Genomic DNA, 22,894 nt, shown 5'->3' with positions numbered 1-22,894 from the left:
CCAAGGCGCGAGTGTCCCCATCCGATCGATGCCGTGCTAGGAAAAGTGTTTCACAATGCCGTGACAGCGCCCCGCGCCAGAGTCAGGCTAGGGCGTCTGCAATTGCCCGTTTGGCCATGACCGTCACCAGATGGGCACGATATTCGGCGCTGGCATGCATGTCCGAATTGAGGTCGTCCGCCGCCGGCGCTGGCAATTCGACCTTGCTTGAGAGCGCCTGCCCGAGCGCAGCCTCCATGGCGGTCGCGCGAAATACGCATGGTCCGGCGCCGGTCACTGCGACGCGCACGCCGGATGCGGTTTCCGCCGCAAAAACGCCGACGATGGCGTAGCGCGATGCCGGATTGGGAAATTTCGCGTAGCCTGCCTTGGTCGCCGTGGGAAAGCGCACCGCAGTGATGATTTCGCCCTCTTCCAGCGCCGTTTCGAACATATCGGTAAAGAAATCATCGCCGGCAATTTCCCGCCCCGTAGTGATCACGGTGGCACCGAGGCCAAGCACCGCCGCCGGATAATCCGCCGCCGGATCATTGTTGGCGATGGCGCCGCCGAGAGTGCCGCTATTGCGCACCTGAGGGTCACCAATCAATTCGGCCAGCGTCGCCAGCGCTGGGATCGCAGTGCGGACGGTTTCAGATGCGGCGACGTCGGCATGCAGCGTCGCAGCGCCGATCAGCAGCGCATCGCCTTCCACGCGGATAAAACTTAGATCCATAATGGAAGCGAGATCGATCACATCTGACGGTTTGGAAAGGCGGAACTTCAGGCTCGGCAGCAGCGTTTGCCCGCCCGCCATATACTGCGCGTCTGCCGCAACGCTGTGGATTTCAGCGGCCTCCGCAAGTGTTGTCGGACGGTGATATTTGAATTCATACACGGCGGGGGATCCGATTGTTATTCGCTGGGCGAAACAATATCGGCTCGCGCGTCGGCGGTAAAGGCACGTTCGCCGTTGATTGTGAAAGCATTGATCGCCGCTTGCCCGGCGGGCGAGATCAGCCACTCGATAAAGCGCTGGCCAAGCTCGGATTTAACGTGCGGATGGCGGTCTTTGTTGACCAGAATAACACCGTAAGGGTTGAACAGGGCCGGGTCGCCGTGCAGCACTATTTTGAGGCTCAGGCGATTGTTGAAATTCAGCCAGGTACCGAAATCGGCCAGGGTATAGGCCGCCATCGCCGCCGCGATATTCAGTGTCGCCCCCATGCCGCTACCGGCCTCGCGATACCAGCTCGGCGACAATTGGCCAACATCGTTGATGCCGGCGGCGCGCCACAGCGCGGTCTCGCGCTTATGGGTGCCGCTATCGTCACCGCGCGAGACGAAGGGAGCTTGGCTTTCGGCGATCTTGGCGAGCGCCGCTCCGGCGTCCGCCATGCCGGCGATGCCGGCCGGGTCCGCAGCCGGTCCGATGATGACGAATTCGTTGTACATCACGTCGTAGCGCCGCACGCCGAATCCCTCAGCGACAAATTTTTCCTCTGACCGCTTGTGATGCACGAATAGGACATCGGCATCGCCATTCTGCGCCAAGCGGACGGCTTGCCCGGTGCCGACCGCGAGCACGCGCACCTCTATCCCGCTGCGCTCCTGAAATATGGGTAAAATATGATCGAACAGCCCGGAATTTTGCGTCGAGCTCGTCGACGCGACGATGATGAACGGCTCTTCGGCGCGAGCCGGCGGTCCGGCAAACATCGCGGCGAGGGCGGCCAACAGGCCAAAAGTCAGGAAAGTTCTTCGAAGCAATATCAGCATCGAGGCCATCGTTACCCTCCGGTCGCCGGTTCAGGGTGGGGTGAGTTCGCGGCGCTGCCACCACAACAACTCGCCGCGCAGAAAAGCTTGTGCCAAATCATTCTCCGGCGCCGCGAAAAACGCTGGCGCGGCGGATTTTTCCATCAAGCGGCCGCGATGAATAAACATAACCTCGTCGGCAAGCCGGCGCGCCTGGCCGAGATCATGGGTCGACATAATGATCTTCGTGCCCTCATTTTTCATCGCCAAAATAACTTCCTCGATGACATGGGTTGCCGCCGGATCGATGCTGGCGGTCGGTTCGTCAAGGAATAGGACTTGCGGCCGTAGCGCCCACGAGCGCGCCAGCGCCAAGCGTTGCTGTTCGCCGAACGACAACACACGTGCCGATGTTTTGGCAAAGCGATTGAGGCCGGCGCGGCTGAGCGCTTCCTCGACCAGGGCGGGCCGGCGCCGACGCGGCACCTTGCGCAGCGCCAGGGCGAATTCGATATTGGCCTGCACCGAACGGCGCAATAATACCGGTCGCTGGAATACCATGGCTTGATAGGGCGACGGATTGCGCCCCGCCGCACCGGACCAGTGGATCGTGCCTGCGCTCGGTGCTAAGAGGCCATGGCAGAGGCGGAGCAGCAGGCTTTTGCCTGCGCCGTTGGGCCCGACGATGATGGTGATATCCTTGGCGTCCAGGGTGCAGGAGACATCTTTGAGCAGGCGCTGATGGCCGACACTGAAGCTCACCCCACTCAACTCCAGGGGCAAAATCGACGGTGCATCCGCTGATATCATGGCGTCACCCCTTGGCGGGTGTTGCCCCTGAGGACGAAAAGCAGCCCGTTCACCAGCACCGAGATAACGATCAGAATGATGCCGAGGCCAAGCGCCAGGGCGAGGTTCCCCTTGCTCACCTCCAGCGCGATAGATGTCGTCATGACGCGGGTGACATGGTCGATATTGCCGCCGACGATCATCACCGCACCGACTTCGGCGATGGCCCGGCCAAAACCGGCGAGCACGGCCGTCATCAAACTATAGCGGCCGTCCCGGAGGAGGACGCCGAGCGAGCGCATTGGCGTCGTTCCGAGCGAGCGCAACTGCTCCTCATATTCAAGCCACAAGGTCTCCATCACTTGGCGCGCCAGTGCCGCGATCAGCGGGGTGATCAGCAGCACTTGGGCAATAATCATGGCCGTCGGCGTGAACAGCAAGCCGAGCACGCCGAAGGGACCTGCGCGCGACAACAGCAGATAGACGATCAAGCCGATCACCACTGGCGGCAAGCCCATGAAGGCGTTTAAAACGATGACCAAAACTGTGCGCCCGGGAAAACGGAACAACGCTAGCGCCGCGCCGATTGGCAGGCCAATGATGCTGGCGATTACAACCGCGCTGAGGCTCACCTTGAGCGACAGCAGCACGACCTCCGAAAGGTCGCTGTTTAAATTTGCGACGAGGGCGAAGGCGGTCGATATCGCGGCGCCGAAATCGGTCATGCCGCATTACTAGCATGGAGAATTATCAAGGGGCAGGCCTAGTTTGCTTTGGCACACGCGCGCGCGGGCTAGGGGAGGGAACCCGCTAGCCGCCGCCGCGCTGAAAATGAAGGTCGATCCGGGCCATTTCGGCAGCGGCATCGTCATAGCCGATGAGGGCGAAGCATACGAAGGTTATCGGCAGTTCCACTAAGGCGATGCGGCGAACAGATTCCTCAGACAACGTGATGTCAATTTTCCGCGCGCCGTCAGCGAGCGAAATTCTGCCGTCGACCAACTTGAAATCAGTGTGGCCAACTGCGCGGCAGAGCAGGCGGGTAAAGTCGCGATGCGTGATCGCCATTTCTTTTTTGAAAAGGACCGGCTCACTGGTCATGTTCGGCCGCCGGCGATGGGCGGCCAGACGGCGACGGCGTCGTTTTCGTTCAGCTGATGTAGTTCACGCTGGCCAGGCGCGACGAACACACCGTTGATGAGGACCAGATGGCAGTTTTCTGGCGGCACCATGAACTTCGCCAATACCGATGCCGGCGTGGCGCTGGCTTCGACCTCGATATCGATTTGATTGTCCTTCGTGCCGGGCGGCAGATACCTGCTCAGCATCGCATAAAGCTTGAGCGTGACCTTCATGGCCCAAACCCGCGCGGCGCGTTAGAGCTGACTGTGAGCGACGTAGGCCTCCATGACCCGATTCGGGCTGGCCATGAGCTTGTCTTTCCAGTCGCCGAGCGGCGTTCGGCTGGTGATCAGGCCGCGCATCACGCCGACATGTTCGGTCATGCCGATGCCGAGCGCGCCGATCAAACGATCCTCGTCAAATTGCAAACAGAGATATTTGTAGTTCTTTTCGTCGGTCGCGGCTCCCGTGTCGCCCCCGGCGATGCCGTCCCATTTGCCGAACGAGCTCGATATCAAGCCGGCAGTCGCCAGTACATTCATGTTCAGGCTGCCCTTATAGACCGGGCTGAGGCCGGCCATATTCAGGGCTGCGATGCGGCCATGCTCAACGGCAGTCGGCTGAATCGCGTGCACCATGTGGCCGCCGGTCGAGAAATCAAGGCCCTGTGCCACGTCACCAGCAGCGAAGATATTCTCAACATTGGTGGCCAGATGTTCGTCGACCAAAATGCCGTCATCGGTGGCGACGCCGCTGCCGTCGAGAAAGTCCATGTTGGGCGCCACACCGACCGCGAGCACAACCAGATGCGCGTTCAATTTGCGCCCGTCCGCGAGCACCACGTTTTTGTCGCCGGCGCCGCCTGACGCCGCCTCGATGGCGCTCACCCGGCTCGATGTCAGTACTTCGACATTCTTGCTCTCGCACCAGCGCTTCAGCATGCCGCCAGCGGTGCCGTCCATCATGCGCGAGACCATGCGCTCTTCCATTTCCACAACGCTCAGATTGCCGGCCAGCTTGAGCAGTGATTCAAGGATGATGCAGCCGATGAAACCGGCGCCAATCAATACAACGTTGGAATCCTTCACGGCTAATTTAGTGATCTTGCGCGCGTCCGCCAGGGTCCAGCAGTTATGCACGCCGGCCAAATCCATACCCGGCACCGGCAATTGCATCGGCCGCGCGCCAGTGGCAATCAGCAGGCGGTCATAGCCGATTTTTCCGCCGCCTTCCATAGTCAGGGAATTGTCGCCCGCCGCGACGGTTTCAACGCGGCCGTGGCTGTATTGGATCGACAGCGCTTCGTAATGCCCCGCCGTTTTACGCAAATGGGTGCCGCCCTCGGCGATGTTACCTTCGAGCAGATAGGGGATGGCCATGCGCGAATAAGGTGGTTCTGGCTCGCCGCCGATCAGATGGATTTCGGCGTTGCGATCATTCTTGCGCAGGGTTTCCGCGGCGACGACGCCGGCTGGTCCGGCGCCAACGATGACGTGCTTCATAACAATACCCTCGGCTGAATCCCGGTTAGGCCGCTCTGAAGCCGCGGCCGAAGAACTGGTTGCTGGCCTCTCCGGCTCCAGCCGGAGAGGTTACAACACAAAGACCAAACAGCGATCCGCTCTCAGAGCGCGACCGTGCTTAGAGCGCGATGCGCTCCAGCGTTTCGTTTGACGGTATGCCCTCACTGGTCCAGCCGCGCGCATCGTAATATTCCGGCAGCATCTTGGCGAGGTCACTGGTTCTGCCTTCCGCCGGCCCAGTTTTGGCCGCGTCTTTTAACAGCCGTTTGGGCAGAGTATCGTCAGCGCTGGTGAAGCCGGCCTGCAGATTATACATGCGCTCCAGGTTCCACACCCGCTCGCCGACCTCGAGCAGACGCTCCGGCGTCCAATCACCTTCACACGCCGCGTCTATTTGCGGCGCGATATCGTCGAGCGACCAGGCAAAGGTGGTGAACAGGCACAGACCTGACGAATCGACGGCACCGGTCGCGTCCTGGAAGGCCTTGACCAAACCAGCCTTGCCATCCGACACGGTGGGGTCGGTTTTTTCGGGAATACCAAAAATCTCGGACGAAACCGTATATCCCCTGAGATGGCAGGCGCCGCGGTTTGAGGTGGCGTAGGTCAGCCCCATGCCCTGGATGCCGCGTGCGTCATAGGCCGGGAATTCCTGGCCCTTGACTGACATCGACAGTTCCGGCTTGCCATACTTCTCGCACAGCCGCTTGGAACCCAGGCCAATTTCGGCACCGAAGCCCTCGCCCCGGCCGGTTAGTTCGGCGAGTTCGGTCAGCGCTTTTGCCGATCCGAATTTGAGCGCCATCCCCCCGGTTTCTTTGTCGCCGATCACGCCGGTCTCATACAGTTCCATTGCTGCACCGACAGTGGCGCCGAACGAGATCGGGTCAAACCCCTGTTCGTTGCAAATGAAGTTGGCGAAAGTCAGCGCGTCCAAATCATCCACACCGGTTGCCGCTCCAAGCGCCCAGGCGGCTTCATATTCCAAGCCGCCGGAAGCGATCTGATATTGCGGTCGTTCGGCGACCGTGTAGTGACTGCGCTCGACGGTGGAAATGCGACCACAACCGATGGTGCAGCCGAAACAGGCAGCCGTTGTCAGGAGATTGGTCTTGCCATCCCCGGCGCGCGGCTCTGACATAGCCTCGGCCGAAATCTTATTGGCGCCTGTGAATTGGCTGTCGAGATGGTTGCGCGTCGGCAATGCGCCGGACTCGTTAATCACGTTCATCAGCACCTGGGTGCCGTACGTCGGCAGGCCTTGGCCGGTGACCGGATTTTCAGCAAGGATTGCCTTGCCCGACGCAACCGCGGAGAGGAATTTATCCGCATCCTCGACCTGTACGCCGAGCGAGCCACGAATGGCGACGGCCTTCAAATTTTTGGAACCCATCACCGCGCCGACGCCCGAGCGCCCCGCAGCGCGGTGCATATCATTGACCACGCAGGCGATTTTGACGCCTTTTTCGCCCGCCACGCCGATTGACGCGATGCGCAGGAGCGGATCCTGATGCTTCGCTTTGATGCCTTCCTCGGTATCCCAGCAGGATTTGCCCCAAAAATCGCCGGCATCGACCAGTTGCGCAACGTCATTTTCGACCAGCAGATAGACCGGCGACTTCGCCTTGCCTTCGAAAATGATCATGTCGTAACCAGCATTCTTCATTTCGTTGCCAAAAAAACCGCCGGAATTCGAGCACGCGATGGCGTTGGTGAGGGCGCCCTTGGTGATGATCGAATAACGCCCTGCAGTTGACGCACAGGTGCCGGTCAGTGGGCCGGTCGCCATGATCATTTTGTTGTCCGGCGACATCGGATCGACCTTCGGGTCGGTTTCCTCAACCAAATATTTGGTCGCCAAGCCGCGCTGGCCCAGATATTTCTGCGCCCATTCCATATTCAGCGGTTCGTTGGCGCACGTGCCCTTTGTCAGGTTTACGCGCAATACATTTCTTGCCCATGCCATGATCTATATCCTCCCTAAGCCTCAGCCTGCGCGCCGGAATCGGTCTTCGCCGCCCAAGTGCGCATCTTGTCGAGGCCGGTCCAGTTGGCGTCGACATAGGTGATCGCCGCGGTCGGGCACGCGCTAGCGCATTTTGGATCGCCGCCGCAAAGATCGCATTTGATCACTTTGCCGGTGTCGGCATTGTAATTCACGGTGCCGAACGGGCAGGCGATAGTGCACACTTTGCAACCGACACAGGCCGCGTCCGATACCACTTTGGCGCCGGTCTTCGCATCCACCGAGATCGCATCGACCGGACAAGCCGACATGCACCAAGCGTCATCGCATTGGGTGCAAGTATAGGGCACTTGACGCCCCTGTTCGTGGAAATTGAAAACTTTGATGCGCGATTTAGCCGGGTTAAAAATGCCCTCATTCTCATACGAGCAAGCGAGCTCGCATTGTAGGCATCCGGTACATTTATCAGGATCAATGTGAAGCGATTTCAACACGTTCTATACCTCCCGGCTCTTTCTTGAATTTGATTACTGACACTTTCCCCGTTTCACGCGGGTCACGCAACACTTTCCTCCGCCAATCGCGGCGCGTTCTAAGCGCGTTCCGCCATATCTCGTGTTCCGGCGACGATCGCCTTGACGATATTGTGGTAGCCGGTGCAACGGCAGAGATTGCCTTCGAGATGGGCGCGAATTTCGCTCTCGCTGGCCTTCGGTTTGGTACGCGCCAGCTCGACCGCCGTCATCAGCATCCCCGGCGTGCAAAATCCGCACTGCAGAGCATGATGCTCTTTGAACGCGGCCTGCATGGGATGCAGTTCCGCCTCCGTCCCCAAGCCCTCCACTGTCGTCACGTCGGCGCCGTCGGCGCGCGCCGCCAACATGGTGCAGGATTTCACGCAACGGCCGTTGACATGCACATTGCAGGCGCCGCACTGACTAGTGTCACAGCCGATATGGGTGCCTGTGAGGCGGAGCCGCTCACGTAGAAAGGCTGACAGCAACATGTTCGCCGGCACGCTTTCGCGCACGCTCCGGCCATTAACAGTTGCTGATATCGTGACGGCGTTGGTGGTTTCGTCGGCTGACATTTTTCCTCCGCACAATCTTAATCTAAATTCTAAGCAATATCTAAATTCTATCCTGGTCTCTGCAACCCCGTGAATATCGTTCTCCGAAATGTCGGCGGGATCTCATTGGGCACGCTCGCTTTGACTAGCAGGATAACGCGAAGGCAGAGGTGCGACAAAAGAATTATACGGCGGAGCATGCTGTTGGCCATCGGTCGACCATGGCGCCCTGTGCGCACTGGCGTGCATGGGCATGCATCCGAATGACACCATAAAACCAGACCAAATTTGAGTATTAAGCGCTGAAAAATGTGATCTTGCCTTCCAATGCCGATGCCGGACGCTGGGAGTCGCCCACAGTACAGCGTGTAAAGCCCCCTCTCTATGTACCATTTTCTGATAGAGTTTCGGGCACCGGTGGACGCATGTTCAAAGCCTGATGCGGGCGGATGTGATTGTACTGTTTCAGCCAGGTTTCGATGACGATTTGAGCCTGTCTGATTGATGTGAACCACTCTGCATTGAGAACCTCCCTGCGCGGCTTTGTCACGTTAACAGGCAGGACACGCAAGGATCCGTGTCAGTTGTTTTTCAAGCCGCCACGCTCGCATTTTCCCAGACGCCGAATGCGTCGGTCCGCAACCGCTTGAATGTGGATCGGCGCTGTCAGATTAACTAGAACCAGTCTCCAAAATCCCTGGCAGTGAAACTGTTAGGCGGTGAACTGCTGCCGCTTAACCTATGCACAACAATTAACGCCGCGCCGTCCGCAACGCCCTCTCAAACGACTTCTTAAAGTTTGGCACCATCCGCCGCTGCACGACCTTGGCCGCGTCTTCGTAGAAGCGTAGCCGCTTCGGTATGCGCGCGAGCGGTACTAATAAGCACCCGTGACGGCCTCTCACCCAGTCGCCGGAACCCTATTCCCACGCTCCGTGTGCCGTGATAGCCGAACCGAGACGCTTGGCGAGCAAACCATTTGAGGGAAACCCGGCCCAAGCCCCTGCCTGAGGAACCGTGCCCTCTGATCCATGGCTGCTGATCCGGTCTACGATTTAATCGAAAACCAAAAAACCACCCGGGCCCCTGGTCGGTGTTCCGTGGTCCGTGAACCGTGATCGGTGGTCCATGGTGCGTGATCCATGATCCGGGATGCAGTATCCCTGGTATCGTTTGCGCGGAACACTGCCCAAGGGCCGCGGCTCATGGACCACGGGGCGCTTCGGGGCGGCCCCAATCATTACCGTATCAAGGCGTGGTCAGGATTAAGCCCAAAGGGACCCGAGATCGCCGAGTAGCTCCAAATAAATGTGGTATGGAATGTGGTATGGCGCAGGAGGGATAGAAAATTGTCATTTATTAACAGTGATTTATTTTACTATTAGGCGGACGCCCCCTCCGCCAGTACATTAGATAACCCGTTGTTTTTACAGCGGGTTATTTTTTCGATATTTTGGCCCCACTGGCAGGCCCGGATTATCGCGGTGCCTCGCCCTATGGAGCGCTAGCCCCTGACAAAACTTGCTCGGCGATCTTTTGCCCGAGGTGGAAAATACGATTTTACGTCACCGCTCTATGCCGAACAGTGATGCAAAGAGTGTGAGCCGCGGGCCACCCGGATAGGGTGAGCGACCCCTGCGCCATACAAATTTGCCATTTCGAGAAGAAGCTTCGGTATGGAACAGTTGGCGTGCACGCCGGTAAATCCGCGAGTGATTTAGCCCGATTATGTCGCCCGGCTGATCGAACCGGGATCATCGGGTGAAACCTCCAGCTACTCCATTACTTCGTAGCTCGTCATTTGCATATCCGCCCCTTCTGCACGCAACGCCTTGAGCGGCTGGTAGGCGTCCGATCCGTACCATTCATTGATTTTTTCGAGACTCGGGAATTTGACGATGATGGTGAGGCCGTGACCGTAGCTGTCACCATTCAACGCCTTGTCCACCTTCGCGCGATACACTAACTCGGCGCCGAAAGATGCCGCGACCTTGCTTGTTTTGGCGATGTATTCCTGGAACTTTTCCGGATTCTTGACGGTGATATTGGCGATCATGAGTGCGCTCATCTGTCGGTTCCTTTCAAACGGGGGTGATGGCCGTATCTGGCCAGAAACTGGTTTTCACGATCCTTGATTGGGTTGATATCTTGTGCTCAATCATCGGCGAGACCTGACGGTGGACAATATGATGCACAAACTTTATATAAACAAGTGTTAAGTTTATATAATAAAGGTATGTGCTCGTGAAGGAGTGGCGCCTATGACCGGATCCCGTCGCTACAGATTGCTGTGCCCGCTTGCGCGCGCGCTCGACCATATCGGCGATCGCTGGACCTTATTGATATTGCGTGATCTGCATGCCGGACCTGCGCGCTTTTCTGAACTCGAGAGCGGTTTGACCGGCATCGCGACAAATCTTTTGACGGATCGTCTGCAGCAATTGATGGCGGACGGGCTGGTGGCGAAGCGCGCGGGCGAGCACGGACTAACCCTCTACGCGCTCACGGAGCTTGGCGCCTCCACCGATAAGTTGCTGTTTGAATTGGCCATGTTTGGCGGACAATTTAAGCCCGATGATGAACTGCGCCGGCCGGGAAATCTCAGACTGATCGTGCTGAGCATGCGGACGGCTCTTCGGCGCGTCGTCACACCGGACATCCGGTTTGAGGCAGAACTCAACATGGACGGTGAGCGCATGACCATTAACGTCGGCGATGGAACGGTCGAGATGCGCTACGCGCCGTCCAATTCACCCGACGTCGTCATGATAACTTCATACGAGCCCATGATCGCGACAGCGGACGGCGAAATGCCGATGGAGCAATTTTTGCAAAACCACGTGCAAATTATCACTCATACTGCGAACAAAGATGTGGAATTCATGAACCTGATGGGCGCGGCAATGAGCCGTTTCGCGCGCGAAGGCTGAAGCAAGTTCGCGACAATCTATTCTCCGGCGGCGCGACGGGCACGGGCGACAACCGAGCTATGGCGCACCGAAATTTCTATGCCGGTGCGGCGTTCCGGAGTCGCTCCGTTGCTTGGCGATCAACAGCCATCCCGTTTGGCTCTATGACCACGCCATATTGGTTCCGCGCCGCCTCGATCGAGATATACTCCTCGAGCACGTCTTCCAGCACCATTTCAGCCGGCCGCTCAAACGGCGCACCCCAGCCACCGCCCCCGGTGCTTTCGAACATGAACTGCTCGCCGTAGGTGAACGGGTATGCCGCCAGCAGCGGATTGGTCCATTCGCCCTCACAACCCATACCGCCAATGACCTTGTGCGAGCCGTCCTCGGCAATTTTTTGCGATCGCTGGACGGCGCTACGCCCACCGCCGTTGGCGCCGGGGGTCCCTTCCTTGGTGCGTGAGGTCTCCATACTGAGTTCGGCATCGCACAGGAAGCGCACCTTAAAAATGGCGCCGAGACCGCCGCGGAACTTGCCAGCGCCGGCCGAATCCTGGCGCAGTTCGAAGCTTTCATACTCGATAGGAAATAGCAGCTCCGCAGTCTCCGCCGGCATGTTCATGCAATTACCGAGCGGGTCCATGGTCACGTTCATGCCATCGCCGTAAGGCGTGCCGCCCCAGCCGCCCGCAGGAAGGTCCGAAAAAACATCCGTGTTGCCGGCCGCATCCCGCGTCGCGGCGACGAACCAGTTGCACTCGGCAAATGTCGAGCCGGTTACCCGCTCCGGGATCGCCTTGGCGAGAGCTTGCCACATGGCACTGGTTATCTTGGACGATGTGAGCGTCGTGCAGCCGACGACCGGCGCCGGCCATTTGGCATTCAGCCAGCAATCATCTGGGAGCTTTAGCTCAAGCGGCAGCATCATGCCATAGTTCGAGGGCGCATGCGGCGCCAGGAAAAATTGCAGCGAATAAAATGCGGCGGACGCCGTATTCGCCATCGGCGAGTTGATCGCACCTTTGGTGATCGGCGCCGAGCCGGCGAAATCGATGGTGATATCGGATCCCGATATGGTGAGTGACACCTTGATGACAACAGGTTCATCGGAGAAGCCATCGGTATCGGCGTAATCTTCTCCGCTATAGACACCGTCCGGGATATCCTCAATGGCGGCGCGGACGATCTTTTCGGTGTAGGCAATAACCTGGTTCATCCCCGCCGCAACCGTGGCGGCGCCATATCTGACAGCCAAACGCTGCAGCTCAGCCTCCGCCGCGCACAGCGCACCCAGGTGGCCCTGAAGATCGCCACGGATAAAATGCGGCGTGCGCGTATTGCTGACGATGATATCGAGAATTTCGTCTCGAACGATGTAGTTCTCGTACAGTTTTGTGGGTGGCAGCCTGAGACCTTCACTGGCGACATGGGTGCCGAACGCCTGCCCTCCTGCCGCCCCGCCGCCGAGGTCCATCCAGTGGCCACGGCTGACGGCAAAGCCAAGCAGCTCGCCGTCGAGGAAGATCGGCATGGTAAAGGTAATGTCGTTGATGTGAGATCCGCCCTGGTACGGATCATTGAGGGCGATGACATCTCCGGGCTGCATCTGCTCGATCGGAAACTTTTGAATCGACGCGTCGGCGCTGTACTGCATTGCAGCCAAATGCACCGGATTGCCGGACTGGCCAATCAGATGCAAATTCGCGTCATATATTGCATTCGAGAAATCCAGCATGTCGGACAAGATCGGCGAGAACGATGTTCTCTGCAGGATCGTGGTCATGCGGGCGCAGGTGAATTCGAAGGCGTTTCGAAGAACCTCGAAGGTGATCGGGTCGACTGCATCTTCCGAAGCGCGACTCGCCGAAATTGCCTGATTTAACGCCATGGCTATTTCCTCTTCTTTACGCGTTGCCGATCTCAATGAGCAGATTGCCCATCTCATCGGTGGTTGCCTTACAGCCCGGCGGCAGGACTGCGCAGGCGTCGGCATATTCCACAATGCTGGGGCCGGGAATATTCAGCCCGGCGGTCAAGCCATTCGCCGCAAACACCGGAGTCTCGATCCATTGACCGCCGAAATATACCGGCCGCGTCGACGGCGAAGCTCCCCTCCCTTTGGCCACCGGGTGAATGATTGGCGGATCGGAAAATTTTCCAATCGCGGTAACGCCGAGGGCGACGAAGACGATCGGAAAATCTTCGGAATGCACGCCATAGTCTCTGGTGTGCGCGGCGTGGAAAATTTTGGCGATCTCCGGCACATGGTGCTTGTCGATACGCCCAGATGGAATCTCGCATTCCACTTCGAATGTCTGGCCGAGGTAACGCATCTGCGCCGTACGCGAAATTACCATGCCGTCTTCGGCCACGCCGTCGCTCGCCAACAGCACGCGCCCTCGTGCCTCCAGCTCCTCGTAACTGGTGTTCAATTGCTCAATGTCGATATCGACCAGCTCGGCATAGAGAAAACTTTCCAGGTCGTGGCGCAAATTCATCGCTGTCGCACCGAACGCCGAAGCCACGCCGGCATGAGCCGGCACCAGAACTTTTGGGACATTCATCGCCTGCGCCACGAAGCACGCATGCATCGGACCGGCGCCGCCGAAACTGGTCAGCACATAGTCTCTCGGGTCCCGCGCGCGATCCACGACGACGCCTTTAACCGCCTGTGCCATGGCCTCGCAGGAGATGCGGATGATGCCCTCCGCCGTTTCCAGGCGGGATAAACCGATGGCGTGCGCGACGCCGTCGATCGCCTGCTCGGCGGCCCGGGGATCAAGTTCGAACTTGCCGCCGAGAGACGGATGCAACCTGCCAAGAATGAGATTGGCATCAGTCACGGTGGGCTCGGTCCCGCCGCGCCGGTAGCAGGCCGGGCCGGGGTCGGCACCAGCGCTCTTCGGCCCGACCCGGAGCGAGTTGCCTGTGTCGACCCAGGCGATTGAGCCACCGCCGGCGCCGACGCTCCTGATATCGAGCATCGGAACGCTGACCGGCACTTCCCACTCCAATTCATAGTCGCGCGTGATCAGCCCGTGCCCCGCTTCGACGATCGATGCGTCGAAGCTGGTGCCGCCGACGTCGGTATGGATGATGTTTTCGATATGCGTCGCCTGGCTCAAATAGGCGGCATAGGCGACGCCCCCTGCCGGGCCGGATTCAATCAGTTCTTCAGGCCGCTGTTTGGCGAGCTCTGCGCCCATCACGCCGCCATTGCTCTTCAGTATCAGCAGCGCATGGCTGAACCCCTCCGCCTTAAGCGCTTGTTCGAGGCGCTCGAAATAGCCGGTCATCACCGGCATCAGCGCCGCCCGAATGGCTGTCGTCGTGAACCTTGCATGCTCGCGAAAGACCGGCCGCGTTTCAGCCGAAATCACCACATGCGCGTTCGGGTTGTTGGCCAACACGATCTCGCGCATACGGATTTCATGCTCGGGATTGGCGTAGGAATTGATGAAACCGACGCCGATAGCGGCATATCCACGCTCGGCGATGCGTTCTGAAATCTTGTGCGCCGCCGCCTCATCAAGCGGGCGGCGAATATTCCCAGTGGCCGACATACGTTCTGGAACGGCAAACCGGTCGCGGCGGCGGATGATGGGGCTGGGCTTGGATTGGTAGGGGTCGTAGAGATATTGCCGGTGTTGCCGGCCGATTTCGATGGTGTCACGAAAGCCTTCGGTCGTGACGAAGGCGGCCTCGGGGTAATCGCGCTCGATCAGGGCGTTGGTCGCCGTCGTCGTGCCATGTAGCAAATGAGATATTTGGCTGAAATCGATATCCGCCTGCTTGATCGCCTGGATGACTCCCAAGGCGCGATCTTCCTTCGTGGTAAGAACCTTGGTCGAGATCGACTGGTTGGTTTTTTGATTCCAGGCGAACAGATCGGTGAACGTCCCACCGACATCGACACCGACGCGCCACATGACCTTGTTGTCGGCCATATTTTCTCCCCCCTGACTGAAGACTGCCAATCTAGTGCCGTTGGCGACAGCTGGGAAGGTTTGTAATCACAGTTTATGATAAACTCATGCGTGCCGCCGCATTGTTCCTGCCGGCGGCCATTCAAACCATTCGTCGAAGCTTCATGAATTTGTTAAATGCACAGCAAATTGAAACGGTGATTTCGCCAGCTCTGCTTGTCTTTGATCGCGCCAGCAATAAATCGTAGGATTGGCCGCGATGACACTCTCAAATTTATCACCGAAATCTGGCCCTACCCGTTCCATGGCGGCGTGGATCGAAGCCGCGCCGCGTGGCTGGTCAGATGTTGCGCTGGCGCGGGCGGAGGCGGCTTTTATCGACACCGTGGCCTGCATGCTGGCTGGCGCGGACGATCCGGCGGCGCGCCGGGCGCGAGCGACAACCGCACGCTGGGGCGCCGGCGAGGCAACGATATGCGGAACGTCGGCGCGCCAAGCGGCACCCTGGGCGGCGTTGGCCAACGGCACGGCGGCCCATGCCCTGGATTATGATGACGTGCTTGAGATTGCCAACGCGCATGTCAGCGCTGTGCTGGTGCCGGCAATATTAGCACTCGGCGAGGAGCGACAAGCGTCGGGGGAAGAATGCCTGGATGCCTTGATCGTCGGGGTCGAGATCATGGCGCGCCTCGGTGAGGCGATGAACATGACGCATTATTTTCTTGGCTGGCACACCACGCTGACGCTCGGAACGATCAGTGCCGCCGCAGCTGCGGCCCGCCTCCTGAAATTGGATGCGGCGCGGGCGTCGGCGGCGATCAGCGTCGCCGCGAGTATGGCGTCCGGCATGAAATGGCAATTCGGCACCATGGCCAAGCCAATCCATGCCGGCCTCGCCGCGAAGAACGGCATCCTCGCCGCATCAATGGCAGAATCCGGCATCACGGCAGCCGAAGATATCTATGAAGGCGAGCGCGGCTTTGTCGCGCTTTATGCCGGCACGCCGATCGCGCGCCTCGAAGCGGCGATGGAGAGGCTAGGCGCACCGCCGGCGATTGAACAACATGGGCTGTGGCAGAAAGTTTATCCCTGTTGCGCGAGTGCGCACCGACCGCTTGACGCGATTCTTGCCTTGCGCGCGGAAACCGGCATCGCACCCGGCGCGATCGATTCTATCGACGCAGTGGTGTCGCAAGTGGCGGTACAAAACCTTACCTACCCCGCACCCGAGGATGCGATGCAGGCGCGCTTTAGCATGCATTATCTATTGGCGAGTGCCTTGGTCGACGGCGATTTATCACTCGATGCGTTTGAACCGTCGGCGCTTAAGCGCCCGCAAATTCGCGAGCTCTTGCCGAAGATTACGATGATTGCCGATCCTGGGCAGCCGGGTGACGTGGGCACGGATTCAACCCGCCACAGCGCCGAGGTGACGCTGCATCTATCGGACGGCAGCACGCTGTCGCGCGCCGTTTTCGATCCGCGCGGCCATCCTCAGCAGGCAATGGATGCGGTCGAGCTTGCGCAAAAATTCATGTCCTGTGCCGAGCGCTGCCTGACGCAAAATGAAGCGAAATTCGTATTGACAGTGCTCGGCGATATGCGCGGCCTTGATCGGATAACCAAGCTTACAGATCGGTTGAGCACACATCATGACGCCTAAAGCTGAATATCAAGCGGACGCACGCGCCGTCGAGTTCACCCAGGAAAATTTTGTTTTCGACTGCCTCGGTCTTTTTTATGTGTTGAGCGAGCCTTATTCGACGCGTTGCCTCGAAGCCGGCGTCAATGCCTGCAACGTCACATTTGCATTGGAAAGCAGCTGGGATGACATGATGCGAAAGGTCGATGAAGGCTTTGACTTGATCGACAAAAACCCGATGTTGGTGCGGGCCGAGACGGCGGCCGATATACGCCGCGCCCAGGCGGCTGGACAGCTCGCTATTATTCCCGGCACCCAGGGGGCTGGGATGATCGACCGCGAGCTGAGCCGCGTCGGCGTACTGGCGCGGCTCGGCTTTAAGTTCTTTGGTCTCGCCTATACCGGCGCCACGCTTTTTGCCGATGGCTGCGGCGAACGGCGCGATGCCGGAGTGAGCTTCCTCGGCCAGGAGTTGATCGACGCGGTCAACCAAACGGCGATGATGCTTGACCTGTCGCACACCGGGCATCGCTCGCGGGCCGAGGCGACGGCGCGCGCGCGCGCACCGGTCTGCACCCATTCGAACGCCTGGGACCATGTGCCGAATGACCGCAACACCAAAGATGAAACGGCGCGCGAAATTGTCGCCAAGGGCGGCATGATGGGCGCCTGCTGCCTGCCCAAATCCGTCAACCCGGAGAGCGCCACGCTCGATCACCTGATCGATCACATCGATCATTTTCGCGGCCTTGTCGGAAGCGACCATATCGGTATCGGTCTCGACTTCACGGAGGGCTACAAGGACGCCGGTGTTGTGCTGCCGGAATCGATCCGCTGGCGGACGCTGCGGCCTGACATGTTCGGCACGGTGGATGAGTTCGTGACGCAGCGCTATCCGGACGGGCTCGGCGCCATTGCCGAGTTGCCGAATTTGACGCACCGGCTTATGCAGCGTGGGTATTCAGATGATGAGGTGGCTGGAATTCTCGGCCTCAACTGGCTGCGCACATTTGAGAATTTCGTTGGATAGTTTGAGGATAAAGCAATGAGTGAGTCTCTACCCGTTCCCGTTTCTGTCGATCCCGACACCGGCGTGTGGTCGGTTGACGGCATGCCGATGATTTTGGTGCCGCGCCACTTTTGGATGGCCGTGCATGACGCGACCGAGAAGCGCTTCGGTATCGAGGAAAATGCGGCAATGCTAAATGACGCAAGCTGCGGCGCCGCATACACTTGGTGCGAAATGGAAGCGCGCACGCATGGCCTGTCAGGCACCGATGTCTTTCATCACTACATGGATCGCAGATCACGCCGTGGCTGGGGGCGGTGCACGGTAGACCTGCTGGACGCCGATGCCGGCCATGCCCGCGTGCGCATGACGAATTCAGTATTCGTCTACGCCGCCGGCCCGGATGCCGGGCGCAACGTCTGCTACATGTTCAACGGATCGCTCAGCGGCGCCATGGAATATGTCACCCACGATCTCGACGGCAGCCGCCGCAAAATGAAATGCGAAGAGATCCAATGCGCCGCAAACGGCGCCGAAGAATGCCTGTTTGAAGTGCGCCCGGCATGATTTTGACTGACGGAGCTAGGTCGTTCCATGGCTGAACATTTTGACGTTTTGATCATCGGCGGCGGCGTTGTCGGCGCCTCGACCGCCTATCACCTGGCGGCGCTGGGCGGCAAAAAGATCTGCCTGATCGAGCGCGAGCAGATTGGCAGCGGCGGCACGGGGCGCTCCTGCGCTATTGTCCGCACGCACTACTCCGTCCCCAGCAATACCGCGCTCACGGTGAAGAGCCTGGAGATGTTTAGCGATTTCGCCGGCTATCTGGATGATCCCGAACTCACCGCCGGCTTTGTCCGCTCGGGCTATCTGATTCTCGCCGGTGAGGGCAAAACGAGTGACATGCTTGTCGAAAATATGCGCATGCAGGAATCGGTCGGCGCTGAAACATTTCCCGTGACCCATAAGGAGGCGCTCGAGCACCATCCGCATCTGAAGTTCGACGATATCGGCGCGGTGGGCTATGAGCCGCGCTCCGGCTATGCCGATCCTCACTTGACCACGGGCGGCTTTGCCCAAGCGGCGCGGCGCCGGGGGGTGACGTTTAAGATCGGCTGTCGCGTCAGCAAAATACTTTGCGAAGGCCAGCGTGCGGTCGGGGTCGAAACCGATCAGGGCGCCATTCACGCGGATTGCATCATCAGTGCGATCGGCCCGTGGACGCGCGAATTGACCGATCCGCTTGGGATCGAGACCCATCTCGATATCTCGCGGCATACCGTTCTGACGCTGCGTGGCGACATCGACTACGGTCGTGACCTCCCGGTGATCAAGGATTTATCGACCCAGAATAAGATGTATTTCCGCCCCGCATCGGGCGGCGTTGTGTTGGTAGGCACTGGCGATCACGGCGATCCGATTACGGACGCGGACGATGTGAACGAAACGGTGGAAGACGATTTTGTTCTCACCCAAGGCGGTCAGATCGCCCGACGTATGGCAAATTTCGACAGCGCCGAAATCACCGACAGTTGGGTTGGCGTGTACGACATCACACCGGACTGGAACCCGGCGCTTGGAACGCCGGAGGGATGGCAAGGATTGATCCTCGCTTACGGATTTTCAGGCCACGGATTTAAATTGGCGCCGGCGGTGGGAAAGATGCTGGCACAGAGCGCGCTTGGCCAGGAAACCGATGTCGATATAACGCCCTATCGCCTCGGCCGTTTTGATACGGGCGAGTTACTCACCGGGACCTATGGGATCGGTTCTATCGCCTGATAGGCTGCGTTTTAGTTTGGTAGGATCAATAGTCGAGCTTGCCGATCTGCGCGATGATCTGCTCTCTTTCTTCCTCGAACTGTGGTGAGATCATGATTTCCTCGCCGATATGTTCCAGTTCTTCGTCTTCCGCCCATGACTTTGGTTTGGTGACCGCCGCTTCGAACAGGGCGCCGCCCGGCGTGCGCACATAGATGGAATCAAAATAGCCGCGATCCTTGCGATCTGAGAAATCGGTATAGCCCATGCCTTCGACATGCGCCTTGTATTTGCTCTGTTTATCAAGCGAATCGATGTCGAAAGCGCAGTGATGGACGATGCCTTCGCCGAACGTCCAACTGCCTTGCGGGGTGTCGGCATCATGCGTGATTTCGACAATCGTCCCGCTGCCGCCCTTGCCCATCTGATAGCGCTTGGTGGCGCCGTCCTCGGCAACTAAGTCGCTGCTCCACGCGGCCTGCATGAACTCGTCCATCAGTTCAATTTCACGCACATTCACCGTAATTCCATGCATCCCGACGATGCCCTTGTCGGCGGGAATATTGGTCTGGTCCCAGGCGCGCCGGCCGGCGGCGTCGGTCTCGACCAGGGTGTAGTTGATGCCGGTAGGGTGCTTGAACGAAATACGTTTCTCACCGAAACGCTCGGACGCTGTGTTTTCGATGCCATGGGCACTGAGCCGCGCCGCCCAGAAATCCGAAGCGCCGGGCGCAACTGCCAGCATGACGCCCTGAATTTGATTGTTGCCCAGCCTGCCCTTCACGCCGGTGTGGCGCATCGGAAAGGTGGTGACAATGGAGCCCGGATCACCATCGGCATTGCCGTAATAGAGATGGTAAATCGGAACATTGCCGTCGTAGAGCAAGGTTTTTTTGACGCTCCGAAGTCCAAGGATTTGGGTGTGAAACTCGTAATCCTCTTGTTTGTCGCCGACGCACAAGGTGATGTGGTGCAACCCGTTCAAGGCCTTCATCGAGCGCTCCTGCCAAAGAGTTTGCAGACATAAATCTACTTCGGCTCAAGATAGCTCGCGAACTATCCTATCGCATCTCTTTCCGCGCCTGCTAACGCCGTGTTTTATCATCGGGCATCCGCCCGAAAGCGCCCAGGCTGGGCGTTTATTCCGGTCACACGGCGCGGCAAGTTCTAAGGCGTCTGGAATATTTTAATCTGAATCCCCGAGCCAGGCCGAGGATATTCCATGAAAGGGTGAAAAATTGGCGCGCAGAAGATAGACATCAACTGCGACAGGGAGCATTGTCAGATAAACCCTATCCGCATCCATAGTCTGGAGAAAGAACATGCGAATTCTGAGGCGTCTTGGGATTCTCGCGGCGGTCGGTCTTGTACCCTCCGTGGCATTTGCCGACCCGCCGGAGTTCTATCTTGGCTTAGGCGGAGGTGCCAATTTTCTGCATGATTCGGATGTTTCGGGCTCAGGTATAGATGTCGACGCGGATTTCGATACCGGACACGCCGGTATCTTGAGTGTGGGCCACAAGTACGAAAACGGTTTACGCACCGAACTTGAATTCGGCTATCGCAGCAATGATATCGACAGCGTTTCCGGCCTCGCCGGCTCGGGCGATGTGGATGCCTGGAGCGGCATGGTCAACCTGCTGTACGATGTGGACATGAATTCACAATTTAGCCCCTATGTCGGTATTGGCGCCGGTGTGGGTAGAGTATCCGTGGATGGCGCGGCGCCATTTGCCGGCGCCACAATCGATGACGACGATACCGGATTTGCTTATCAGGGCATTGCCGGTTTGTCCTACAAACTGATGCCGAGCCTCGATTTATTCGGCGACTATCGGTATTTCGCAACGCAGGCGCTTGACCTCACGACCTCCTCAGGCGTCGGTGTCGACGCCGATTATGCCAGCCATGCCATCATGATTGGTTTCCGCTGGAATTTCGGCGGAGAAAAGAGCGCGCCGCCACCCAAGCCCAAACCAATCAAGGTCGCGGAACCTGAGCCGATGAAAGTCGTCGAACCCGAGCCCGTGAAGGCGCCCGAACCGGAGGTGATGGCGCCGGAAGTACCGCGCACCTATATTGTGTTCTTCGATTTCGATCGCTCGAATCTGACACCGGAGGCTCTCGCCATTGTGATCGCCGCGGCCCAAAACGCGCAAACTCCCGGTATCACACGCATCGAGGCGACCGGCCATGCTGATCGTGCCGGTCCGGATGCCTACAATATGCGGCTTTCTTCTATGCGTGCCGAATCGGTTAAGGCCGAATTGATGCGCCGTGGTATTTCGGCGGGCGACATCGCGATTTCGGCCGAGGGCGAGAATAATCCGCTGGTACAGACGAATGACGGCGTCAGAGAGCCGCAAAATCGGCGGGTAGAGATTATTCTAAAATGAGAGATGGCCGCTTTGCGCGGCCTACTCGACTTTAGTCGGTTTCGGGAAACTGTAGGGCATCCACCGCGATTTCGGTGTTCGCCACTTGATCGCAGGCAATGATACCGTGGCTATTCGCGTGGGGCTGGCGCTGGGCAAACGCCATAATCGCCTGGCCGTCCAGTTCCATGACGGCAGCAAATTTGCCTGCTGCCCCGCTACAATAATCCTGCGTCGTGACACTGCGGCCCGACGCTTGATTTGCCAGGCGCGTGACGAATGAATTGAGCGCGGGGCCCGCATTCGCCGGGTAATGGGTCTTGAAGTATGCGCGAAGCGATGCCCCATTGCTGATTAGCGTATCTGAAAACTTGTTAACGAAATTTGCGTAGACGTCTTGTTGGCCACAAGAAAGCGCGGCCACCATGAGTTCGGCTTGCAACACACGCGTCGTGAGCACAGTCAATTCCGAACGGGTGGAGCAATTTTCCGCTTGTACCGACCCGCTTAAAACCACCGCGATGGTCAAGGCAACGGCGCCAGCCTTGGCGGATTTAGGGAGAATATTGTCCACAATTCGCATGCCACATAATTACCACAATTGGCGCCACCCTAGAAACAAATATCTAATATGGCGTTAATAGCATCCGGGGCATCTAAGGAAAAACATTCGAACGGCGGGCTTGCAACTCACAAAAGCCGCTGCTTAAACTGCAGCCAAGGATGAGCCAAGCTCTTCGTTAGTTAAGCCGCTCAGCGATTTTAAGTTCTTTGATGGCGGACAATCGCAAAGCTTTGGTTTGGGGAAGTTCAGGAGGAAGCAGAGGTCGTGCAATTTCACATCATGCAGTATGGCTCCAGAAACCAATCGCGCCGACAGCGTTTGTTCTAAGTATGCCGCTACGTGCAACGCAATTATCTCGCTTGGCCGCCGCGGCATTGCTCATGGCAGGTCTCGAACTGCTCTCGCCGGCCACGGCGTCTGCGCAAATCATCACCGACGGCGAAGTGCTAAAGAAACGCTGCGCATCGTTCCAATTGCTGAACTCCTCTGCTGACTCGC

The 22,894-nt window shown here is 58.6% G+C and carries 22 protein-coding genes; 7 read left to right on the top strand and 15 right to left on the bottom strand.

What is annotated here, in order from left to right; genetic code table 11:
- Positions 1 to 82: 82 nt before the first annotated feature.
- The 11 genes from O3A94_06900 to O3A94_06850 all read right to left on the bottom strand — a co-directional run bounded on the left by O3A94_06900 (position 83) and on the right by O3A94_06850 (position 10,274).
- On the bottom strand, positions 83 to 877 hold the full coding sequence (locus O3A94_06900; protein ID MDA1355981.1) for a xanthine dehydrogenase family protein subunit M: 795 nt from the start codon (positions 875 to 877) through the stop codon (positions 83 to 85).
- A gap of 17 nt (positions 878 to 894) precedes the next feature.
- Positions 895 to 1,758: a substrate-binding domain-containing protein gene (locus O3A94_06895; GenBank protein MDA1355980.1), complete on the bottom strand. Its 864-nt coding sequence runs from the start codon at positions 1,756 to 1,758 to the stop codon at positions 895 to 897.
- A 30-nt stretch (positions 1,759 to 1,788) separates the two neighbouring features.
- Positions 1,789 to 2,547, bottom strand: coding sequence for an ATP-binding cassette domain-containing protein (locus O3A94_06890; protein ID MDA1355979.1), 759 nt, complete (start codon positions 2,545 to 2,547; stop codon positions 1,789 to 1,791).
- Entirely contained in the window at positions 2,544 to 3,251 is a 708-nt protein-coding gene (locus O3A94_06885; protein ID MDA1355978.1) for an ABC transporter permease, read from the bottom strand. The genes O3A94_06890 and O3A94_06885 overlap by 4 nt, the downstream gene beginning before the upstream one ends.
- A gap of 85 nt (positions 3,252 to 3,336) precedes the next feature.
- The gene (locus tag O3A94_06880) at positions 3,337 to 3,627 is read right to left on the bottom strand and encodes a hypothetical protein (protein MDA1355977.1); all 291 of its coding nucleotides are present in this window, start codon (positions 3,625 to 3,627) and stop codon (positions 3,337 to 3,339) included.
- Positions 3,624 to 3,881, bottom strand: a complete 258-nt coding sequence (locus tag O3A94_06875; GenBank protein ID MDA1355976.1) for a MoaD/ThiS family protein — start codon at positions 3,879 to 3,881, stop codon at positions 3,624 to 3,626. The genes O3A94_06880 and O3A94_06875 overlap by 4 nt, the downstream gene beginning before the upstream one ends.
- 21 nt (positions 3,882 to 3,902) lie before the next feature.
- On the bottom strand, positions 3,903 to 5,150 hold the full coding sequence (locus O3A94_06870; protein ID MDA1355975.1) for an NAD(P)/FAD-dependent oxidoreductase: 1,248 nt from the start codon (positions 5,148 to 5,150) through the stop codon (positions 3,903 to 3,905).
- Positions 5,151 to 5,289: 139 nt separating this feature from the next.
- Positions 5,290 to 7,137: an aldehyde ferredoxin oxidoreductase family protein gene (locus O3A94_06865; protein ID MDA1355974.1), complete on the bottom strand. Its 1,848-nt coding sequence runs from the start codon at positions 7,135 to 7,137 to the stop codon at positions 5,290 to 5,292.
- Between the two features lie 14 nt (positions 7,138 to 7,151).
- Positions 7,152 to 7,631, bottom strand: a complete 480-nt coding sequence (locus O3A94_06860) for a 4Fe-4S dicluster domain-containing protein (protein ID MDA1355973.1) — start codon at positions 7,629 to 7,631, stop codon at positions 7,152 to 7,154.
- A 98-nt stretch (positions 7,632 to 7,729) separates the two neighbouring features.
- Complete coding sequence (locus tag O3A94_06855) at positions 7,730 to 8,227, bottom strand: (2Fe-2S)-binding protein (GenBank protein MDA1355972.1); 498 nt, start codon at positions 8,225 to 8,227, stop codon at positions 7,730 to 7,732.
- 1,753 nt (positions 8,228 to 9,980) lie between these two features.
- Entirely contained in the window at positions 9,981 to 10,274 is a 294-nt protein-coding gene (locus tag O3A94_06850) for a DUF1330 domain-containing protein (protein MDA1355971.1), read from the bottom strand.
- 193 nt (positions 10,275 to 10,467) lie between these two features.
- On the opposite strand from O3A94_06850, the gene O3A94_06845 reads away from it, so the two are divergent.
- Positions 10,468 to 11,136 (top strand): helix-turn-helix domain-containing protein, encoded by a 669-nt coding sequence (locus tag O3A94_06845; GenBank protein ID MDA1355970.1) that lies wholly within the window; start codon positions 10,468 to 10,470, stop codon positions 11,134 to 11,136.
- 76 nt (positions 11,137 to 11,212) lie between these two features.
- Here O3A94_06845 and O3A94_06840 read toward each other — a convergent pair whose 3' ends face one another.
- Together O3A94_06840 and O3A94_06835 are read right to left on the bottom strand one after the other, a co-directional pair.
- Positions 11,213 to 13,006 carry a hydantoinase B/oxoprolinase family protein gene (locus O3A94_06840; protein MDA1355969.1) on the bottom strand — a complete coding sequence of 598 codons (1,794 nt, stop codon included), beginning with the start codon at positions 13,004 to 13,006 and terminating at the stop codon, positions 11,213 to 11,215.
- Between the two features lie 16 nt (positions 13,007 to 13,022).
- On the bottom strand, positions 13,023 to 15,065 hold the full coding sequence (locus tag O3A94_06835) for a hydantoinase/oxoprolinase family protein (GenBank protein MDA1355968.1): 2,043 nt from the start codon (positions 15,063 to 15,065) through the stop codon (positions 13,023 to 13,025).
- Positions 15,066 to 15,151: 86 nt separating this feature from the next.
- Between O3A94_06835 and O3A94_06830 the strand changes: the two genes are divergently transcribed.
- From O3A94_06830 to O3A94_06810, 5 genes are read left to right on the top strand one after another with little or no spacing between them, the layout of a single operon-like run.
- A complete protein-coding gene (locus O3A94_06830) occupies positions 15,152 to 15,292 on the top strand; it encodes a hypothetical protein (GenBank protein MDA1355967.1) in 141 nt (46 codons plus the stop codon).
- Positions 15,293 to 15,303: 11 nt separating this feature from the next.
- Entirely contained in the window at positions 15,304 to 16,707 is a 1,404-nt protein-coding gene (locus O3A94_06825) for an MmgE/PrpD family protein (protein ID MDA1355966.1), read from the top strand.
- Positions 16,697 to 17,716, top strand: a complete 1,020-nt coding sequence (locus O3A94_06820; protein ID MDA1355965.1) for a membrane dipeptidase — start codon at positions 16,697 to 16,699, stop codon at positions 17,714 to 17,716. The genes O3A94_06825 and O3A94_06820 overlap by 11 nt, the downstream gene beginning before the upstream one ends.
- A gap of 15 nt (positions 17,717 to 17,731) precedes the next feature.
- Positions 17,732 to 18,262, top strand: coding sequence for a DUF5943 domain-containing protein (locus O3A94_06815; protein MDA1355964.1), 531 nt, complete (start codon positions 17,732 to 17,734; stop codon positions 18,260 to 18,262).
- A 27-nt stretch (positions 18,263 to 18,289) separates the two neighbouring features.
- Positions 18,290 to 19,477: an FAD-binding oxidoreductase gene (locus O3A94_06810; protein MDA1355963.1), complete on the top strand. Its 1,188-nt coding sequence runs from the start codon at positions 18,290 to 18,292 to the stop codon at positions 19,475 to 19,477.
- Between the two features lie 25 nt (positions 19,478 to 19,502).
- On the opposite strand, the gene O3A94_06805 is transcribed toward O3A94_06810, so the two are convergent.
- A complete protein-coding gene (locus O3A94_06805; protein MDA1355962.1) occupies positions 19,503 to 20,450 on the bottom strand; it encodes a VOC family protein in 948 nt (315 codons plus the stop codon).
- Positions 20,451 to 20,778: 328 nt separating this feature from the next.
- Here O3A94_06805 and O3A94_06800 point away from each other — a divergent pair, with 328 nt between their 5' ends.
- Positions 20,779 to 21,852 carry an OmpA family protein gene (locus O3A94_06800; protein ID MDA1355961.1) on the top strand — a complete coding sequence of 358 codons (1,074 nt, stop codon included), beginning with the start codon at positions 20,779 to 20,781 and terminating at the stop codon, positions 21,850 to 21,852.
- A gap of 31 nt (positions 21,853 to 21,883) precedes the next feature.
- On the opposite strand, the gene O3A94_06795 is transcribed toward O3A94_06800, so the two are convergent.
- Positions 21,884 to 22,405: a hypothetical protein gene (locus tag O3A94_06795; GenBank protein MDA1355960.1), complete on the bottom strand. Its 522-nt coding sequence runs from the start codon at positions 22,403 to 22,405 to the stop codon at positions 21,884 to 21,886.
- Between the last annotated feature and the right edge of the window lie 489 nt (positions 22,406 to 22,894).

The organism is Pseudomonadota bacterium, assembly GCA_027624955.1.
Classification (GTDB): Bacteria; Pseudomonadota; Alphaproteobacteria; order UBA828; family UBA828; genus PTKB01.
The sequence above is the reverse complement of the archived record's forward strand: the minus strand, read 5'-3'. Positions and strand labels throughout refer to the sequence as shown.

Bases quoted from the DNA above. Each gene is read 5' to 3' on its own strand.
- O3A94_06805 (MDA1355962.1), bottom strand. From the start codon at position 20,450: ATGAAGGCCTTGAACGGGTTGCACCACATCACCTTGTGCGTCGGCGAC.
- O3A94_06835 (MDA1355968.1), bottom strand. From the start codon at position 15,065: ATGGCCGACAACAAGGTCATGTGGCGCGTCGGTGTCGATGTCGGTGGG.
- O3A94_06845 (MDA1355970.1), top strand. From the start codon at position 10,468: ATGACCGGATCCCGTCGCTACAGATTGCTGTGCCCGCTTGCGCGCGCG.
- O3A94_06820 (MDA1355965.1), top strand. From the start codon at position 16,697: ATGACGCCTAAAGCTGAATATCAAGCGGACGCACGCGCCGTCGAGTTC.
- O3A94_06895 (MDA1355980.1), bottom strand. From the start codon at position 1,758: ATGCTGATATTGCTTCGAAGAACTTTCCTGACTTTTGGCCTGTTGGCC.
- O3A94_06875 (MDA1355976.1), bottom strand. From the start codon at position 3,881: ATGAAGGTCACGCTCAAGCTTTATGCGATGCTGAGCAGGTATCTGCCG.
- O3A94_06855 (MDA1355972.1), bottom strand. From the start codon at position 8,227: ATGTCAGCCGACGAAACCACCAACGCCGTCACGATATCAGCAACTGTT.
- O3A94_06840 (MDA1355969.1), bottom strand. From the start codon at position 13,006: ATGGCGTTAAATCAGGCAATTTCGGCGAGTCGCGCTTCGGAAGATGCA.
- O3A94_06800 (MDA1355961.1), top strand. From the start codon at position 20,779: ATGCGAATTCTGAGGCGTCTTGGGATTCTCGCGGCGGTCGGTCTTGTA.
- O3A94_06880 (MDA1355977.1), bottom strand. From the start codon at position 3,627: ATGACCAGTGAGCCGGTCCTTTTCAAAAAAGAAATGGCGATCACGCAT.
- O3A94_06890 (MDA1355979.1), bottom strand. From the start codon at position 2,547: ATGATATCAGCGGATGCACCGTCGATTTTGCCCCTGGAGTTGAGTGGG.
- O3A94_06850 (MDA1355971.1), bottom strand. From the start codon at position 10,274: ATGAGCGCACTCATGATCGCCAATATCACCGTCAAGAATCCGGAAAAG.
- O3A94_06830 (MDA1355967.1), top strand. From the start codon at position 15,152: ATGCGTGCCGCCGCATTGTTCCTGCCGGCGGCCATTCAAACCATTCGT.
- O3A94_06810 (MDA1355963.1), top strand. From the start codon at position 18,290: ATGGCTGAACATTTTGACGTTTTGATCATCGGCGGCGGCGTTGTCGGC.
- O3A94_06825 (MDA1355966.1), top strand. From the start codon at position 15,304: ATGACACTCTCAAATTTATCACCGAAATCTGGCCCTACCCGTTCCATG.
- O3A94_06815 (MDA1355964.1), top strand. From the start codon at position 17,732: ATGAGTGAGTCTCTACCCGTTCCCGTTTCTGTCGATCCCGACACCGGC.
- O3A94_06865 (MDA1355974.1), bottom strand. From the start codon at position 7,137: ATGGCATGGGCAAGAAATGTATTGCGCGTAAACCTGACAAAGGGCACG.
- O3A94_06870 (MDA1355975.1), bottom strand. From the start codon at position 5,150: ATGAAGCACGTCATCGTTGGCGCCGGACCAGCCGGCGTCGTCGCCGCG.
- O3A94_06885 (MDA1355978.1), bottom strand. From the start codon at position 3,251: ATGACCGATTTCGGCGCCGCGATATCGACCGCCTTCGCCCTCGTCGCA.